General features: G+C 29.6%; 21 protein-coding genes and 1 tRNA gene. 20 read left to right on the top strand and 2 right to left on the bottom strand.

What is annotated here, in order from left to right:
* Positions 1–31: 31 nt before the first annotated feature.
* The 10 genes from uvrC (at position 32) to MOO46_RS02595 (ending at position 10,525) form a co-directional block, all read left to right on the top strand.
* Positions 32–1,819: an excinuclease ABC subunit UvrC gene (gene uvrC / locus MOO46_RS02640; RefSeq protein WP_249511473.1), complete on the top strand. Its 1,788-nt coding sequence runs from the start codon at positions 32–34 to the stop codon at positions 1,817–1,819.
* An 86-nt stretch (positions 1,820–1,905) separates the two neighbouring features.
* Positions 1,906–3,201 carry a GTPase ObgE gene (gene obgE, locus MOO46_RS02635; RefSeq protein ID WP_249511472.1) on the top strand — a complete coding sequence of 432 codons (1,296 nt, stop codon included), beginning with the start codon at positions 1,906–1,908 and terminating at the stop codon, positions 3,199–3,201.
* 114 nt (positions 3,202–3,315) lie between these two features.
* Positions 3,316–4,251 carry a ribonuclease Z gene (rnz, locus tag MOO46_RS02630; RefSeq protein WP_249511471.1) on the top strand — a complete coding sequence of 312 codons (936 nt, stop codon included), beginning with the start codon at positions 3,316–3,318 and terminating at the stop codon, positions 4,249–4,251.
* 15 nt (positions 4,252–4,266) lie between these two features.
* The gene (gene recJ / locus MOO46_RS02625; RefSeq protein ID WP_249511470.1) at positions 4,267–6,579 is read left to right on the top strand and encodes a single-stranded-DNA-specific exonuclease RecJ; all 2,313 of its coding nucleotides are present in this window, start codon (positions 4,267–4,269) and stop codon (positions 6,577–6,579) included.
* Positions 6,580–6,602: 23 nt separating this feature from the next.
* Positions 6,603–7,121 (top strand): adenine phosphoribosyltransferase, encoded by a 519-nt coding sequence (locus MOO46_RS02620; protein ID WP_249511469.1) that lies wholly within the window; start codon positions 6,603–6,605, stop codon positions 7,119–7,121.
* A gap of 29 nt (positions 7,122–7,150) precedes the next feature.
* Positions 7,151–7,237 (top strand) — tRNA-Ser (locus MOO46_RS02615).
* A gap of 126 nt (positions 7,238–7,363) precedes the next feature.
* Positions 7,364–8,500 (top strand): family 20 glycosylhydrolase, encoded by a 1,137-nt coding sequence (locus MOO46_RS02610; RefSeq protein WP_249511468.1) that lies wholly within the window; start codon positions 7,364–7,366, stop codon positions 8,498–8,500.
* A 71-nt stretch (positions 8,501–8,571) separates the two neighbouring features.
* Positions 8,572–8,817: a hypothetical protein gene (locus MOO46_RS02605; protein ID WP_249511467.1), complete on the top strand. Its 246-nt coding sequence runs from the start codon at positions 8,572–8,574 to the stop codon at positions 8,815–8,817.
* A 90-nt stretch (positions 8,818–8,907) separates the two neighbouring features.
* The gene (locus MOO46_RS02600) at positions 8,908–10,086 is read left to right on the top strand and encodes a hydroxymethylglutaryl-CoA synthase (protein WP_249511466.1); all 1,179 of its coding nucleotides are present in this window, start codon (positions 8,908–8,910) and stop codon (positions 10,084–10,086) included.
* A gap of 1 nt (position 10,087) precedes the next feature.
* On the top strand, positions 10,088–10,525 hold the full coding sequence (locus MOO46_RS02595; RefSeq protein ID WP_249511465.1) for a nucleoside 2-deoxyribosyltransferase: 438 nt from the start codon (positions 10,088–10,090) through the stop codon (positions 10,523–10,525).
* Here MOO46_RS02595 and lexA read toward each other — a convergent pair.
* Positions 10,522–11,160 carry a transcriptional repressor LexA gene (lexA, locus tag MOO46_RS02590; protein ID WP_249511464.1) on the bottom strand — a complete coding sequence of 213 codons (639 nt, stop codon included), beginning with the start codon at positions 11,158–11,160 and terminating at the stop codon, positions 10,522–10,524. The genes MOO46_RS02595 and lexA overlap by 4 nt on opposite strands.
* Positions 11,161–11,257: 97 nt before the next feature.
* Between lexA and MOO46_RS02585 the strand changes: the two genes are divergently transcribed.
* Complete coding sequence (locus MOO46_RS02585; protein WP_249511463.1) at positions 11,258–11,509, top strand: DUF896 domain-containing protein; 252 nt, start codon at positions 11,258–11,260, stop codon at positions 11,507–11,509.
* Between the two features lie 67 nt (positions 11,510–11,576).
* Positions 11,577–11,795: a YneF family protein gene (locus tag MOO46_RS02580; RefSeq protein ID WP_249511462.1), complete on the top strand. Its 219-nt coding sequence runs from the start codon at positions 11,577–11,579 to the stop codon at positions 11,793–11,795.
* A 49-nt stretch (positions 11,796–11,844) separates the two neighbouring features.
* On the opposite strand, the gene MOO46_RS02575 is transcribed toward MOO46_RS02580, so the two are convergent.
* Complete coding sequence (locus MOO46_RS02575) at positions 11,845–12,471, bottom strand: lysophospholipid acyltransferase family protein (RefSeq protein WP_249511461.1); 627 nt, start codon at positions 12,469–12,471, stop codon at positions 11,845–11,847.
* Positions 12,472–12,556: 85 nt separating this feature from the next.
* Here MOO46_RS02575 and MOO46_RS02570 point away from each other — a divergent pair, with 85 nt between their 5' ends.
* The 8 genes from MOO46_RS02570 (at position 12,557) to MOO46_RS02535 (ending at position 18,181) form a co-directional block, all read left to right on the top strand.
* Positions 12,557–13,309: a tRNA1(Val) (adenine(37)-N6)-methyltransferase gene (locus MOO46_RS02570; protein ID WP_249511460.1), complete on the top strand. Its 753-nt coding sequence runs from the start codon at positions 12,557–12,559 to the stop codon at positions 13,307–13,309.
* Positions 13,299–13,565 carry a GIY-YIG nuclease family protein gene (locus MOO46_RS02565; RefSeq protein WP_249511459.1) on the top strand — a complete coding sequence of 89 codons (267 nt, stop codon included), beginning with the start codon at positions 13,299–13,301 and terminating at the stop codon, positions 13,563–13,565. Before MOO46_RS02570 ends, MOO46_RS02565 begins: the two co-directional genes overlap by 11 nt.
* Positions 13,566–13,751: 186 nt before the next feature.
* Positions 13,752–14,501, top strand: coding sequence for a 30S ribosomal protein S2 (gene rpsB, locus MOO46_RS02560; RefSeq protein ID WP_249511458.1), 750 nt, complete (start codon positions 13,752–13,754; stop codon positions 14,499–14,501).
* A 128-nt stretch (positions 14,502–14,629) separates the two neighbouring features.
* On the top strand, positions 14,630–15,505 hold the full coding sequence (tsf, locus tag MOO46_RS02555; RefSeq protein ID WP_249511457.1) for a translation elongation factor Ts: 876 nt from the start codon (positions 14,630–14,632) through the stop codon (positions 15,503–15,505).
* Between the two features lie 140 nt (positions 15,506–15,645).
* Entirely contained in the window at positions 15,646–16,368 is a 723-nt protein-coding gene (pyrH, locus tag MOO46_RS02550; protein ID WP_249511456.1) for a UMP kinase, read from the top strand.
* A 3-nt stretch (positions 16,369–16,371) separates the two neighbouring features.
* Positions 16,372–16,935, top strand: coding sequence for a ribosome recycling factor (gene frr / locus MOO46_RS02545; RefSeq protein WP_249511455.1), 564 nt, complete (start codon positions 16,372–16,374; stop codon positions 16,933–16,935).
* 11 nt (positions 16,936–16,946) lie between these two features.
* Positions 16,947–17,345: a hypothetical protein gene (locus MOO46_RS02540; protein ID WP_249511454.1), complete on the top strand. Its 399-nt coding sequence runs from the start codon at positions 16,947–16,949 to the stop codon at positions 17,343–17,345.
* A 74-nt stretch (positions 17,346–17,419) separates the two neighbouring features.
* Positions 17,420–18,181 (top strand): isoprenyl transferase, encoded by a 762-nt coding sequence (locus tag MOO46_RS02535; protein WP_249511453.1) that lies wholly within the window; start codon positions 17,420–17,422, stop codon positions 18,179–18,181.
* The last annotated feature ends 8 nt before the right edge of the window (positions 18,182–18,189 follow it).

Genomic DNA, 18,189 nt, shown 5'->3' with positions numbered 1-18,189 from the left:
ATTATTTGTCATATTAAATGAGGTGATATATTTGGCAACTCCACATATTGAACACAAATTGAGATTATTACCTGATTTACCTGGATGTTATTTAATGAAAGATAAATTAGGGAAAATTATTTATGTTGGTAAAGCAAAAAATTTAAAAAATCGAGTTCGTTCTTATTTCAAAAGTCATCATGAAGGAAAGACAGCTAAGTTAGTTTCTAATATCAGAGATTTTGAAACAATTATTACTTCGACTAATAAAGAAGCTTTTTTACTAGAAATAACATTAATTCATAAACATCGACCTCATTTTAATATTCAATTAAAGCAAGGTAATAGTGGCTATCCTTATATTAAGATTACTAAGGAGAGAAACCCCCAGATAAAAATTGTTAATCATATTCGAAATGATGGTGGTTATTATTTTGGACCATATCCTAATGTTTATGCTGCAGATGAAACTTTGCATTTTTTGCAAAAAGTTTATCCTTTGAGAAGATGCAACGGTTACCAGAATCGACCTTGTTTATACTATCATATGGGTCAATGTTTGGGTGCTTGCTTTAAAAATATACCTGAATCAGTTTATGATGAACAAATTAAGAAAATTAAATCTTTTTTAAATGGCAACGTAACTATTGCTAAAAAGACTTTGACTTCTAAAATGTTAGAAGCTTCGAAAAATATGGAATATGAGAGAGCTGCGGAACTTCGAGATCAACTTAAATATATTGAGATCACTGTTGAAAAGCAAAAAATTATTTCTAATGATACAACACCAAGAGATATTTTTAATTATTATGTAAATGATGGCTGGTTATCAATTCAAATATTTTTTATTCGTCAATCTAGATTATTACAACGAATTAAGAGAACATTTCCAATTGTAGATTCACCTGAAGAAGAGATGACCGATTTTATCGTCCAATTTTATTCTCAAGAAAATCAACCATTACCTAATGAAATCTTGATTCCCAAGACCTTGGATAAAGATATGCTATCTGAAGCCCTTGATGAACGAGTTAGAGTACCCTTACGTGGGCAAAAAAAAGACTTATTGGATATGGCACAAAAAAACGCAAAGTTAGTCTTAGATGAAAAGTTTAGGCTAATGGAATTAGATAATATTAAAACAGTTGGTGCAATGGAAGATTTGTGTAATTTATTAAATATTCCCAATGGCCATCGAATTGAATCTTTTGATCATTCACATATTCAAGGTGCTGATTTAGTTTCAGCGATGGTAGTATTTGATGATGGTAAACCTAATAAAAGTGAATATCGTAAATACAAATTAAGAAACGAAGATCATGCTGATGAGGCAGCTAGTACTCGTGAAGTTATCAGAAGACGTTATGGTCGTTTATTAAAACAAAATGAAACATTACCTGATTTAATTCTTATGGATGGTGGAATAATCCAAATGAATGCGGTTAAGGATGTATTGGAAAATGAACTGAATTTACAAATACCGGTAGCTGGCATGGTAAAAAATGATAAACATAAAACTGCTGATTTGCTGTTTGGTCAGTTAGACGAGCATGTTTACCTAAATCCTAAAAGTCAGGCTTTTTATTTAGTTCAAAGAGTTCAAGATGAGGTTCATCGTTTTGCAATCAACTTTCATCGCAATATCCACACCAAACACTCTTTGAGTTCTCAATTAGATAATATTGATGGTGTTGGTCCTAAGACTAAAAATAAATTGTTACGCAAATTTGGTTCACTAAAAAACATTTCTGAAACACCAATTTCTAAAATTGAGAATTTAGGTATTTCGCATAAAGTGGCACAAAATATAAAGTTTACATTAGAAAAAATAAAAAGATAAATAAAAAGTTATATTGAGTTCTTTACGTAAAAAAATTTTCTCGTTATACTCAATAAATAAAATAAAAAAGTAGAGCTGATATAAAAATGTTTGTCGATCAAGTAAAAGTAAAAATAAAAGCAGGTGACGGTGGAAATGGAATCGTTGCCTTTCGTAGAGAAAAGTTTGTTCCTAATGGAGGACCTGCCGGCGGTGATGGTGGTCATGGTGGAAATGTTATTTTTGCTGTTGAAACCGGTATGAATACTTTAATGGATTTTCATTATAAACGTAAGTTTGTTGCTGATCGTGGTGCTGATGGTGGAAATAAGAAAATGACTGGGCGTAGTGCTGATGATTTAGTCGTTTATGTCCCTGAAGGAACATCTATTTATGATGAAGATACTAACCAATTAATTTATGATTTAGTGGATAAAGATGACAGCTATATTGTAGCTGCTGGTGGTCGTGGTGGCCGAGGTAATACTCATTTTGCTTCTGCTAAAAATTCTGCTCCTGAAATTTCAGAAAATGGCGAACCAGGTGAAGAACATAACATTAGATTAGAATTAAAAGTTCTTGCCGATGTTGGACTAGTAGGATTTCCTTCTGTTGGTAAATCAACTTTATTATCGACCATCACTAGTTCTAAACCCAAGGTGGCTCAGTATCATTTTACAACCTTAGTACCTAACCTGGGGATGGTAAGATTGGATGATGGTAGGGACTTTGCAATTGCAGATTTACCTGGTTTGATTGAAGGGGCCTCTTCTGGTGTAGGATTAGGATTTAAATTTTTACGTCATGTTGAGAGAACTAGAGTTATTTTACATTTGGTTGATATGAGTGGACAAGAAGGTCGAACCCCATTTGAAGACTACCAAAAAATTAATGATGAACTATCAAAATATGATAATAATTTATTGAAACGTCCACAAATTATTGTAGCAACAAAAATGGATATGCCAGACTCTAAAAATAATTTAAAACAATTTGAAGCAGAATTATCTAAAAATAATAATAATGCATATAAAGTTATTCCAATTTCTTCAATAACTCATAGTGGATTATCTAATTTAGTAAGTGAAACAGCTGATTTATTAGCTAAAACACCTAAATTTCCTATTACAGATGATCAGGAAACTAAGGAAACATCTGAATACAAATATGAGGCTGATGAAAAGCCATTTGAAATTAATAAAGATGAAGATGGCAATTGGATTTTATCTGGTAATAAGATTGAAAAGCTATTTAAGATGACAGATACTACCCACGATCAAAGTATGCTTAGATTTGCACGACAATTGCGTGGAATGGGCGTTGATGATGCTTTAAGGAAAGCAGGGGCTGAAAATGGTGATTTAGTATCCATTCTTGACTTTACATTCTCTTATGTAGATTAATATGAAAGGTGGGAATAATACCCATCTTTTTTTATGTATTGCAATTTATTTTTATATGCTACAATTTATATTAGTGATTTTAGATACGAATAATAAAAAAAGGAATAGATCTTTATGCAATTAGAATTTTTAGGAACCGGTTCTGGAGTTCCAGGTAAGTTTAGAAATGTTTCGTCAACAGCTTTAAAATTATTAGATGAGTGTAATTCTGTCTGGTTATTTGATTGTGGTGAAGGTACTCAACAACAAATTTTACGTTCAAATTTAAAGCCTAGAAAAATTAACAAAATTTTTATTACTCATTTACATGGTGATCATATTTTTGGGTTACCAGGTTTATTAAGTTCTAGATCTTTTCAAGGTGGTAATACACCAGTAACTATTTATGGCCCTAAGGGAATTAAAGATTTTGTTGAAATTAGTCTGGGAGTGTCGAAAACAAAGCTATCATATAAAATAAAGTATGAGGAATTTTCTGAAGCGGGAGTTTTGTTTGATAATAAGCTATTTAAAGTTGTTGCAGAAACTCTAGACCATCAAATTAAATCTTTTGGTTATAGAGTGATAGAAAAAGATCATCAAGGTGAGTTACTAGTTGATAAATTAAAAGAAGCTAAAATACCATCTGGACCAATTTATGGAAAGCTAAAAAATGGTGAAACTGTTACTTTAGATGATGGAAGAACTGTTAATGGAAAAGATTTTATTGGTCAATCTCAAAAGGGAAGAGTCATAACTATTATTGGTGACACTAGGAGTAATCCAAATAGTTATAAATTATCAGAAGACGCTGATGTTTTAGTTCATGAAAGTACATTTGGTAAGGGTGAAAGTAGATTAGCTCATAATTACTATCATTCTACTAATATGCAAGCAGCTAAATTAGCTAAAAAAGCTAATGTAGGCAAGTTATTATTAACTCATATTTCAGCTAGATATACTGGGAAAATGGCTAAAGAATTACAAAATCAGGCTAAAAGTATTTTTAATAATACTAAAGTGGTTAAAGATTTTGATGTGATTGATATACCTTTTGATAAAAAAGTTTAAAAGAGATGAATGTAGATGATACCAGCAAAATTTGATTGGAAAATTGATTCATCAATGATAGATGAAAATCAAAATAGAATTTCTCGAGAATTGGGAATTGGCTCATTAATAACCTCAATTTTATTTAGTCGTGGTTATAAAGATGCTAGTGCTATTAAGGAATTTTTAAGTCCACAACTTTCTAATTTAAGAGATCCTTACTTACTTCATGATATGCATAAAGCATGTGATCGAATAAAAAGTGCTATTCAAAATAATGAAAAGATTACAGTGTATGGTGATTATGATGCTGATGGAATCACAAGTACTGCTATCATGTATGAAACACTATCTAACTTAGGCGCTAATGTGAACTACTTTGTACCTAATCGATTTAAAGATGGTTATGGTCCTAATCCAAATATTTATAAACATTTAATTAGTGATGGAACTAATTTGATTGTAACTGTGGATAATGGAATTTCTGGGAATGACTCAGTAGCGATTGCAAATGAATTAGGGTGTGATGTTATAGTTACAGATCATCATAATATCCCTGATGAAATTCCAGATGCCTATGCAATTGTTCATGCTAGATATCCTGGGGATGAATATTCTTTTGGTGAATTTTCAGGTGTTGGGATTGCATTTAAAGTTGCTAGTGCCTTATTAGAAGAAATCCCTGAAGAATATTTTGATTTAGCTGCAATCGGAACAGTTGCCGATTTAGTGTCGTTAACTGATGAGAATCGCATCTTAGTATCTTATGGATTGGCCGCTCTTTCTGATACTCAACGTCCAGGATTAAGTAAATTAGAGAAATTAGCAGGTATTAAAACTGATAACTTAAATGAGCAAAGTATTAGTTTTGGGATAGCTCCAAGGTTAAATGCTTTAGGAAGAATTAGTGATGCCAGCACGGGAGTTGAACTGCTAACTACTTTTGATGAAGATTTAGCAGATGAATTAAGCCATGAAACTGAGAACGAAAATAAACAAAGAAGAAAATTAGTTGATGATATTTTTAAACAAGCTAATGATCAAGCTAAAAAAATAGCTGATAAAAATACAATTGTTGTTTATGGTAAAGATTGGCATGAAGGTGTTGTTGGAATTGTTGCTAGTCGATTAATTGAAAAATATCATAAACCAGCCTTGGTTTTAAGTTTGAATACTGAAACCAATATTTTAAAGGGCTCTGGGAGAAGCATTGAAAGATTCAATTTATTCAAAGCTTTAAATGGTGTCAGAAGTAATATGGTTTCCTTTGGTGGTCATAGTATGGCCGTGGGATTAAGTGTTGATTTAGATAACCTAAACACTGTTATTCAACACTTAGAAAGCTATGCGAACGAAAATAATATAACTGAATTGCAAAAGCCAATTTTAAAGTTAGCTAAAAAAATATCTGTCAATCAAGTTAATGAACAATTATTCAATCAATTACAATTATTATCACCTTTTGGAACTGATAATGAATATCCTATCTTTTCTTTTGAAGCTGATATGGTAACTAACATTCAAACAATGGGTAAAAACAATGAACATTTAAAATTTAAAATTCTAGGTGATAATTCTTCATTAAATGTATTAGCATTTAAAAAGGGTAATTTAGCTAATCGCCTAGAAGGTGTTAGCGATTGCGTTAGTGTTGCAGGACACTTAGAAAAAAATACTTGGAAAGGTCGGACAACAATCCAAGTTATGTTAGATGATATTTTTAGTGACAGTGTCGAAATCGTTGATTCTAGGACTAATAAATTAAATAAGCAGATGTTAAATTATTCAAATTCTTTATATGTATTCTTCAATGAAAAAATTTATGATAAATTAAAATCACTTATTAATGATAGTTCCAAAGCTGCTTTATTTAATAATTTGTTTTTATCTGATAATTTTGATAATATAATATTTGTTGATTGCCCTAATTCGTTTGAAGATTTAGATTTAGCTTTAAATTCTGTTAATAAAGATAGTAATTTAATTATGTATTTTTATAAAAAAAATATGGTCATGAACTACGCAATGCCTAATAGAAACCAGTATGCTGATCTTTTTAGATTTGTGGAAGGTCATAAAGATATAAATCTTAATAAAGATATTAACCTATTAAGTAATTATCTAAAAATAGATATAAATAATTTAATATTTATGCTAAAAGTATTTAAAGAATCAAAATTTATATCAATCGATAATGGCATTATGAATGGTAATCGTAATCCTATTTCAAATGATATAACTTTAACTAATAGTTATAAAAAAAGAAAGCAACAATATGATATTGAAAAAAACTTACTTATCGTTAATAATAGCGATTTTAATAAGGTTATTCGTAGTCATTTTGATTAGGATGAAAGGAAGTTATTTAACCAATGGCACTTGATTTATATAAATATGTTGCTAGTTATAAGGACTTTCCTGAAAAGGGAGTTACTTTTAGAGATATTTCGCCATTAATGGAAAATGGTGAAGCTTATCATGAAGCTACTGATCGTATTGTTAAATATGCTAGAGATAAAAAAGTTGATTTAGTAGTTGGACCAGAAGCTAGAGGATTTATTGTTGGATGCCCTGTTGCTTATGATTTAGGAATTGGATTTGTGCCTGCAAGAAAAAAAGGTAAACTTCCTGGTAAAGTTATTGGAGCATCATATGGATTAGAATATGGTAAGTCTTCTTTATATATTCATGCTGATGCTGTTAAACCAGGACAAAGAGTACTAATTACTGATGATTTATTGGCAACTGGTGGAACAATTGAGGCTACTATTGAATTAGTAGAAAAATTAGGTGGTATTGTTGTTGGAACTGCATTTATCATTGAAATTGAAGAACTAAAAGGTAGAGATAAAATTAAAGACTACGATTTATTAAGTCTTTTACAATATTAATTTTTAAGATGTGTTATCACATCTTTTATGGAGAGTTGGCAGAGCGGTAATGCATCGGACTCGAAATCCGACGAACCGGTATTTCCGGCGGGCAGGTTCGACTCCTGTACTCTCCTTAAACTTAAAAAAGTGTTAGTTATTTTATATAATTAACACCTTTTTTATAATTATGCTAACATGTTATGAAATAATATAATAAATGATATAATTATAATGTATCCTTTAGGAAAAGAGATTTAATTATGAATAAAAAAGTTATTATGTTATTTACATTACTTTTTACTTTAATTATATTGGCTTTTCAATTGTGTGGATTAAATAATAAATCAACTAATGTTTACGCTAATGATAAAAGAATTGGTTTAACATTAGATTGTTCTAGAATTTATTATTCTACTGATAAGATTAAGCAATATATTAATTTGCTAAGTAAAAATAAAGCTACTTATTTGCAATTACATTTAAATGATAATGAAAATTTTGGTATAGAAAATGAAACTTTAAATCAAACAACTGATAATGCTACAAAGAAGGGTAATGTTTACTACAATAAAAAAACAAAACTGCCATTTTTAAGTAAAGATCAGTTATTAGATATTATCCAATATGGATATGAAAAAGGAATTCAAGTTGTACCCGAGATTGATGTCCCTGGACATGCTCAATCGATTTTTAAATTACTTTCATATACAAAAAATGGTAAAAAGTTAGTTAAAGAGATTAGAAATCCAGATGGATATAATGAAATGTTTTATAATCGTAAGGCAACTATTGATCTTTCAAAAAAATTGCTTAGTGAATATGTAGGAATGCTACCTAAGGGTTATTATTTGGGGGTAGGAGCTGATGAAATTACCATCAGTGATAAACAAGATCAAAAGGCGGCAGTTAAATATATTAATACTATGGATGATTACGTTAATTCAAAATCCTTAAAGATGGAAATGTGGAATGACAGTTTTCATAAGGCAGTTTTAAATCAATATCATAAAAATATTTTAATTAATTACTGGAGCTTAAGTGGTGATGTTAGTGATACAAAAGATTATAACGACAATGTTAGACTTAGAGCAACGTTACCACAACTAAATTCTTCTGGATTTAAAACGATTAACTATAATAGTTATTACTTATATATAATTACCGATCCTCTATCTTTTACTAAAGATTCTATTAAAGATTGGAAAGATGATTTTGATAAATGGAAAATGGGGATGTGGAATGACGAATCTAGGAGTCAAATAGCTAAAAGTAAAAACAATATTGGAACATCGCTATCAATTTGGGGAGAATATCCAAATAAGTATGATGGTGATTCTGCTTATAAAAATACTAACTATTTTGTTAAATATTTTCTTAAAAAGGCACGTAGTTACTAAAGTACGATTAATTAATTTATGAAATTATGTTATATTATATATTGTATTACATAATTTTTAAGGAGTTTATAATGTTAAAATTAAACGTAAATACTAATTTTGTTAATCAAGAAATAACATTATCTGATAAAAGTACGGGTCAGTTATCTGGTGTACGTATTCCATCTACAATGGGACAGCAAGATGTTCAATGGACTTTTATTTCTACCGGTCGTAAACACGAAGGATTTGTTTTTACGGGTCAGTTGTCAGATGGACAAGTTATTAATTCATTTAATAATGAGGACCAATATAAAATACATTTGATGAATAAATAAAAAAGCACACATTTGTGTGCCTTTTTTATTTTAGTATTTTTTAATTCATAGTAAAATAATTATATTATTAAGGAAAGTTGAGTGATTTATTTGAAGGTTGGAATTGATAAAATTGGTTTCTATTCTCCTAAATTTTATATAGATACGTCTGATTTAGCAATAGCTAGAAATGAAGATCCTAATAAATATTTAATTGGTATTGGTCAAAAAAAGCAAGCTGTTATTCCTAATACCCAAGATGTGGTTACAATGGCAGCTAATGCTAGTTACAAAATAATTAGTCATGATGACATTGACAAAATTGATTTAATTATTTTTGGTACTGAAACGGGTGTTGATAATTCAAAATCTGCTGCTATCTATTTACAAAACTTATTGTCACTAAAATCTTCCGCCAGAGCATTTGAGATTAAACAAGCTTGTTATGGAGCTACTGCCGGATTACAAATGGCTAAAGAATATATAATTAATCATCCTGATAAAAAAGCATTAGTTATTGGTGCTGATGTTGCTAGGTATGGTATTAATACGCCTGGTGAAGTTACACAAGGTGGTGGAGCAATTGCAATGATTGTTTCATCTAATCCTTCGATTGCATCTTTTGATGGTGATAGTACTTTCCATTCTGATGATATTATGGATTTTTGGCGTCCGTTGTATAGTACTGAAGCTTTGGTTGATGGTCATTATTCAAATAATGTTTATGTTGATTTTTTTAAAAAAACATGGAAAGAATATAATGATAAAAATCAATTATCAATTGATGATTATTCAGCTTTAGTCTTTCATTTACCTTATGTAAAAATGGGCATTAAAGGTTTGCGTGCAGTTTTGTCGGAAGCAACTGAAGATAAACAAATTTCATTAAAAAATGAGTTTAATTTTTCTAAGACTTATAATGAAAATATTGGCAACCTGTATACAGGTTCTTTATATTTAAGCTTATTGTCATTAATAAATGAATCTAGTAATCTTAAATATGGTGATAGAATTGGTTTATTTAGTTACGGATCTGGTGCACAAGGAGAATTTTTCTCAATGAAATTAGAAAAATCATTTAAAAATGCAAAATCAATTAATGATTTAAATAATTTAATTGCCAATCGTGAGAAACTTTCCGTTGAAGAATATGAAAATATTTTTAATCAATGGTTGCCGATTAAAAATATTGATATTGATTTAAATTGGCAACGAGATGATTCAACGTTCTTTTTAAAGTCAATTAAAAATAGTCAAAGAATTTATTCTAGTAGATTAGAGGAAAAATAATATGAATTTATATTTAGCTAGTCCTTTTTTTAATGATGATCAAATCAACAGAGTGTCTAAAATTGAGCTTGCTTTATCTAAAAATAAAACAGTTGATAATGTATTTAGTCCAAGAAAATCTGAGATAAAGGATTGTAAAATTGGTAGTGAAGAATGGTCTAAAAAAGTATTTAAACTAGATACCGATGAAATAAAAAAAGCTGATGCCATCATTGCTATTATCGATTATGTTGACGATAATGTTGATAGTGGAACAGCTTTTGAAATTGGTTATGCAAATTCAATGAATAAACCAGTTATCGTTTTTCATGAAAAAGATAACAATGTTAATTTAATGATATCAAATAGTTTGAATGCTTATTTAACTAAATTTGATGAAGTTGAGCAATATAACTTTAAAACATTACCTAAATCTAGTTATACAGGAAAGGTGTTTTAACCGATATTACTTCGATAAAGTCCAACTACTTTGCCAATAATTGAAACTTGTTTTAAAATGATTGGTTCCATATAATCATTTTCTGGTTGTAATTTGTAATATTTTTCTTCTTTAAAAAATCTTTTACATGTTACTTCATTTTTATCAGTCATTGCAATTACAATGTCACCATTTTCTGCGTTTGACTGTTTTTTAACAATAACTTTATCGTTATTAAATATACCGATATTAATCATGCTTTCACCTTTAATGTTTAACATAAAGATATCATCTGTAGATTTGTTGTACTGATCTGACAATGAAAAATAATCATTAGATTCTTCAATTGCCAGAATAGGTTCACCGGCTGCAACATTTCCTAATAGCGGAATTCTTTCTGGATAGGCATTAACACCGATTTCTTTAAAACCTTTTTCAGTTATTTCCATAGCTCTAGGTTTTGCGTTATTTTTAACTAGTAGTCCTCTCTGAGTAAGTCTACTTAAATGCCCATGAACTGTTGAAGTTGATGATAGACCCATTGCTTTGCCTATTTCTCTAACTGTTGGAGGATATCCTTGATTATTGATGGTTTCCCATATAAATTTTAAAATGGCTATTTGTTTATTAGATGTTTTTCTAGTTTGAAAGGTCATATATATGCCTCAATTCTTGATTTTATTTAGGTTTAATATTAGCATATTAATATAATGTAAACAAACGTTCGTAAATAATAAAAAAGGAGACTTTAAAATGGCAGAAGATAAAATTTTAAAAGAATTAGTTCCTAGAATAAATGAATTATCTAAAAAAAGAAAAGCAGAAGGTTTAACAGATGCCGAAGAAGCTGAAAGAAAAGATTTGCATAAAAAGTATTTAAAACGTTTTAAAGAAAATATGAGAAGTCAAATCGAAATGGTTCAAGTTTTTAATAAAGAGGGTAAAGAAGTTACACCTGATAAAGTTAAAAATGTACAGAGAAAAAAGGGATTGCGTGACGACTAATTAAAAGAAATTTTGAAATTAATTTTTAATTTGTGTAAAATAATTATGTAAGTTGGGAGTGATATATATGTCTACAGCTCTATGGATAATTCTTGTTTTAGTAGCTTTAATTTTAGGTTTAGTTGGCGGGTTCTTCATGGCTCGTAAATACATGGAAAAATATCTTAAAGATAATCCACCAATCAATAAAGACCAATTAAGAGCCATGATGTTACAAATGGGTCAAAAACCTTCTACTAAGAAATTAAATCAAATGATGAACAGTATGAAAGCTCATGCTAAGTAGTTATTATTAACAAAAAAGACTTAAAATCTTTTAAAATTTTAAGTCTTTTTTATTTTTCTTTTGTAGCAGGATCTACATATTTAAAATCTGGATTAATCTCATCATCTAATTTATCAAAAGCATCTTGCATTTTCTTTTCTATCTCATGTTGACCTTCTTCATTTAATTTTATTTTTCTATCTATATATATAGGATCGCCAAAATTAATAACTGCCTTTTTTCTAGAAAATAAAGATTTAAAAGTTAAAGGTCCTTGATAGACTACAGGTAACAATGGTTTCTTTGATAACTTTGAAATTAAAGTGGCTCCACCCTTTAAATTTTGTGAATGTCTTGTACCAGATGGAAAAATAATTAATGATTTATTCGATTTTTGTAAAACCTTAACAGGTTCTTTAATTACTGAAGGACCTGGGTTTTCTCGATCAACGCTTAGAACATTTGCATGAATTAATATATATTTTAAAAAAGGATTTTTGAATAACTCTTTCTTTGCCATAAAAGCAAACTTTTTGGGACTAGCGGCTAACGCATAATATAATGGATCAAACCATGTTCTGTGTGGTGCTACCAATACATAGTTACCAGTAGGAATTCTATGTTTATTTTCATATTTAGGTTTACCATTAACTATGTATAATATTGACCTCGCTAATACTCTTAAAAAAGAATACATTTTTTTACTCCTTTCAACTCTTTATAAAACAATGATATTCTATTATTATTGTTTTATGCAAGTTAAATTAAGGTGGAGAAAGAAATTGAATGAATTATTACATGATAATGAAAGAATAGACCAACTGTATAGTAATGATATTAAGATTATTCAAAATCCTAATGTATTTTCATTTTCATTGGATGCAGTTTTGTTAGCAAATTTTGCAAAATTACCTTTCAAACAACAATCTAAGGCCGTAGATTTATGTTCTGGAAATGGTGCAGTTGGTATGTTTATGTCACATAAAACTAAAGGTGAAATAATAGAAGTGGAATTGCAGGATAAATTAGCTGATATGGCTAAAAGAAGTATTATTTTAAATGGTTTACAAAAACATGTAAAAATAATTAATGATGACTTATCTAATTTTAAAAAATATCTTAATAAAGATTCTATTGATGTCATTACCTGTAATCCACCGTATTTTCCTAATTTAGAAACAAGTAAAAAAAATCCAAATAAATATTTAGCAGTTGCTAGACATGAAATTACTACAAATTTAGGAGAAATTATGTCTGCAAGTAGTGAGCTGTTAAAAACTCATGCTAAAATATTTTTAGTTTATCGACCTGATCGTTTAACCGAATTAATGGAATCAATGCTGAAATATGGAATAGCTCCCAAAAAATTACAGTTTATTTACCCTAGAAAAAATAAAGATTCTAATATGGTTTTAGTTGAAGGAATTAATAGGGGGAAAAAGTCTGGGATGAAAATTCTACCACCAATTTTCACTTATAAAGACGATACTAATGATTATAGTGATTTTATCAGGGAAATATTATATGGAAAATAATTATTATCTTTATGTTCTATTATGTGGTGATAAATCTTTGTATGGGGGTATTACTAACAATTTAGAGCAACGGCTATTAAAGCATCAATCTGGTAAAGGAGCTAAATATACTAGATCACATTTACCTGTTAAAATGATATATAGTGAAACTTTTAGTAATAAATCAGATGCGTTAAAAGCTGAATATTATTTTAAACATCAGTCAAGAAAGAAAAAAATAGCATATCTATTAAAAAATGGGATTAATGTTTTTTAAATGGGATTAATGTTTTTTGATAATTATTTAATTTTAATATTGATTAATTATAATTTATGCTTTATTATTATAGATGGTTAATTTACTAAATTCACACTCAATGTGATAATTTGGCTAGTGCTTTTTATTAAGTCACCATATTAAAGGATCATTGAGGAGGAAAAACTATTTTGGAGGGCTATTATAATGGCTGTTATTTCTATGAAACAATTACTAGAAGCAGGTGTTCATTTTGGACACCAAACTCGTCGTTGGAATCCAAAGATGAAAAAATACATCTTTACTCAACGTAATGGTATTTACATCATTGATTTACAAAAAACTGTAAAGATGATTGATAATGCTTACAAATTTGTTAAGGATGAAGCATCAAAAAATGCTGTTTTCTTATTTGTTGGTACTAAAAAACAAGCACAAGATTCTATTCAAGAAGAAGCAACTCGTGCTGGTCAATTTTACGTTAACCACCGTTGGTTAGGTGGAACTTTAACTAACTGGGATACTATCCAAAAACGTATCAAGTACTTGAAAGACCTTAAAAAAATGGCTGAAGATGGTACTTTTGAAAGATTACCTAAGAAAGAAGTTTCTTTATTAAAGAAACAAACTGATAAGTTAGAAAAATTCTTAGGTGGTATTGAAGACATGCCTAAGGTTCCTGATGTTATGTTTATCGTTGACCCTCGTAAAGAACAACTTGCTGTTAACGAAGCTCACAAATTAAACATTCCTATCGTTGCTATGGTTGATACTAATACTAACCCAGACGATATCGATGTAATTATCCCATCAAATGATGATGCTATTCGTGCTGTTCGCTTAATTACTGCAAAAATGGCTGATGCTATTGTTGAAGGTAACCAAGGTGAAGAAGAAGTTGACGAAAAAACTTTCAAAGATGAAGATAATTCAAAAGATGAAAGTGAAAACAAATAATTAATTAAATAATTATATATATTTGTGCACTTAGGCTGACTCATGTTTTTGGACCGAAAAAGGCCTAATACATGAGTCAGTCTTTTTTATAACTATGATGATTTAAATATTTTAAGGAGGCCATTTCAATGGCAAAAATTACTGCTGCTCAAGTTAAAAACCTACGTGATAAAACTAGTGTAGGTATGATGGATGCTAAAAAAGCATTAGTTGCTTCCGATGGTGACGAAAAACAAGCTTTAGAATTCCTACGTGAAAAAGGTATTGCAAAGGCCGAAAAGAAAAGTGATCGCGTTGCAAACGCTGGTTTAACTCGTGTTGTTACTAATAACAACACTGCTGCTATTGTTGAGGTTAATGCCGAAACTGATTTTGTTTCAGGTAATGATGATTTTAAAGACTTAATCGATATGATTGCTGCTAAAATTGTTGAACAAAAACCAGCTAATGTTGAAGAAGCACTTAAAATGGATGTTGATGGTGAAACTATCAATGATAAAATTATTAATACAACTCAAATTACTGGTGAAAAAATCACTTTACGTCGCTTTGAAATTCTTAATAAAGAAGACGATGCTAACTTTGGTGCTTACTTGCATAATGGTGGATTAATTGGTGCTTTAGTACAAATTAAGGGTGCAGATGAAGCTACTGCAAAACATGTTGCTATGCACATTGCTGCTACTAATCCAGAATACTTAGATAGAAATTCTGTTCCTTCAGATCGTTTGGACAAAGAACGTGAAGAATTGAAAAAAGAAGCATTAGACGAAGGTAAGCCAGAAAAAATTGTTGAAAAAATGGTTGAGGGTCGTTTAAACAAATTCTTATCTGAAATTAGTTTAGCGGATCAAGAATTTGTTATGGATTCTGACAAAACTGTTTCTGAATTCGTTAAAGACAATGGTGGAGAATTAGAAGCCTTTGTTCGTTACGAAGTTGGAGAAGGTATTGAAAAAGAAGAACAAAGTTTTGCTGATGAAGTAAATAGTCAAATTAAATAATTAATTTTTTTATTAAAGGATGTACTCTGTATTGGGTTACATCCTTTTTTATATTTTTATTAAATTACTATATTAATCTGTTTTTGTTATTTATGTTATGCTAAAATTATAATAATGAATTGTGTAATGGAGGAAATTCGATGTCAGACGTAAAATACAAACGTATCGTCTTGAAGCTAAGTGGTGAAGCTTTAGCTGGAGATAGGGGTTTTGGAATTAATCCACCTGTTATAAAAAAAATAGCTGAAGAAATAAAAGAAGTTTATGAATTAGGTATTCAAATTGCCATTGTCGTTGGTGGTGGTAATATGTGGCGTGGAGTTGCTGGCGCCAAAATGGGTATGGAAAGAACTCAAGCTGATTATGTTGGTATGCTTGCTACCATAATGAATGGACTTTCATTACAAGATAATTTAGAATCAATTGATGTTCCAACTAGAGTTCAAACTTCAATTGAAATGAGACAAATTGCTGAACCATATATTAGAAGAAAAGCAGTTCGTCATTTACAAAAAAACAGAGTAGTTATTTTTGCTGGGGGTACTGGAAATCCTTATTTCTCAACAGATACTACTGCCGCTCTAAGAGCCGCAGAAGTCCATGCTGATGCAATCTTAATGGCTAAAAATGGTGTTGATGGAATTTATTCTGCAGATCCTAATAAAGACTCTTCTGCTGTTAAATATGATGAATTAACTCAAATGGATATTATTAATAAAAATCTTAATGTTATGGATACCACTGCTAGTTCTTTATCAATGGATAATGATATTCCTCTAGTAGTATTTAATTTAAATAAGTCTGGAAATATTAGAAAAGTTGTTCAAGGTGAAAAAATTGGAACAACTGTCAGGGGGAAATAAATTATGGTTACTTCAAAAGAAGTTTTAGATAATGCTAAAAGTAAAATGCAAAAAACAACTGATGCATTGAAAAAAGATTTGAGCTCTATTAGAGCTGGAAGAGCAAACGCTAGCTTATTAAATCGGGTTAGTGTAAATTACTATGGTGCACCTACTCCATTAAATCAAATTGCTGCAATAACTATTCCAGAAGCTAGAGTTATTATGGTTAAACCATATGATAAATCAGCATTAGATGATATTGAAAAGGGTATTTTAGAAGCTGATATTGGTATTAATCCAGCTAACGATGGTGATAATATAAGATTAGTTGTTCCTCAACTAACTGAAGAACGTCGTGCTGAAGTTTCTAAAAAAGTTAAAGCTACTGGTGAAAGTAATAAAGTTGCTATCAGAAATGTTAGACGTGAAGCAATGGATGCTGTTAAAAAAGGAAATAAAAATGATGATTTTAATGATGATGAAGCACATCGTCTAGAGGATCAAGTTCAAAAATTAACAGATAAAGAAATTAAGAATGTTGATAGTATCGTCTCTGATAAAGAAGACGAAGTAATGAACGGATAAGGAGATATTTTATGCCAGAACAAGAAATTACTCCAGGAACTAAAGAATTTGAAAAAATGATTTTTAAATTAAATGGAGATATGGATAGTAAAAATGCTCAAGCATTAGAATACAATGGAGGTAAATTACAAGAAATTCAAAAAGATGTATATGTAATGCCAGTATATGTTACAGATGAATTTAATTTATTTTTCGTTGTTTCAAAATTAATTGGTGATGATTGGGTCATTGCATTTACTCAGGCAACCATTCAAAACGAAACAGAAATTACTGATTTAACTGATCCAATTCCTACAGGTAGAGGTTTAAACATGCTCGGCGAACAAAGTGCCGCTGATGCAAATCAATTATTGAAATATTTCCAAACCTTAGTTGATACTAAGCGTGGGGAATGGAGATTAATTCAATAAAATTTAATCGACTTATTTAGGATGAGGATGTTAACTCATCCTTTATTTGTTTATTTTTATTTATAGGTGATATTATGTTTAATATAAATAGGCCAACGGAAAAATATCAATTAGATTTAGATAACATTCCTAAACATGTGGCTATTATTATGGATGGCAACGGTAGATGGGCAAAAAAAAGACATTTGCCTAGAATTGCTGGTCATAAACAAGGTATGGAAGTCGTTAAAAAAATTACTAAATCAGCAAGTGATTTGGGAATTAAGGTTTTAACTTTATATGCATTTTCTACTGAAAATTGGCATCGTCCGGATAAAGAAGTCAATTATTTAATGGGGCTACCTGAAAAGTTTTTTAATAAATTCGTTCCTGATTTAATAAAAAATAACGTTCAAGTACGTGTTATGGGTGAAATTGATAATTTACCAAATAATACTAAATTAGCAGTTAATAAAGCTATTAATGACACTAAAGGATGCGACGGAATGATTTTGAACTTTGCTTTAAATTATGGCAGTCATGATGAAATTGTTACTGCTATAAAAAAAATATCTAAAAAGGTTCAAGATGGTGAATTGAAAATTAATGAAATTGATACTGAAATGGTTGATCATTCTTTAATGACTGCTGATTTGAATAGCTTTGCTAATCCTGATTTACTTATTCGTACAAGTGGTGAAGAAAGATTATCTAACTTTTTACTTTGGCAATTAGCTTATAGTGAATTTGTATTTGATGATACTAAATGGCCTGATTATGATTCTAATAATTTAAAGGCATGCATTTATGAATATCAAAACCGTCATCGTCGATTTGGTGGCATAAAAAATAAATAGTTTAGAGG

It is taken from the genome of Apilactobacillus apisilvae (genome assembly GCF_023380225.1).
Taxonomy (GTDB): Bacteria; Bacillota; Bacilli; order Lactobacillales; family Lactobacillaceae; genus Apilactobacillus; species Apilactobacillus apisilvae.
The sequence above is the reverse complement of the archived record's forward strand: the minus strand, read 5'-3'. Positions and strand labels throughout refer to the sequence as shown.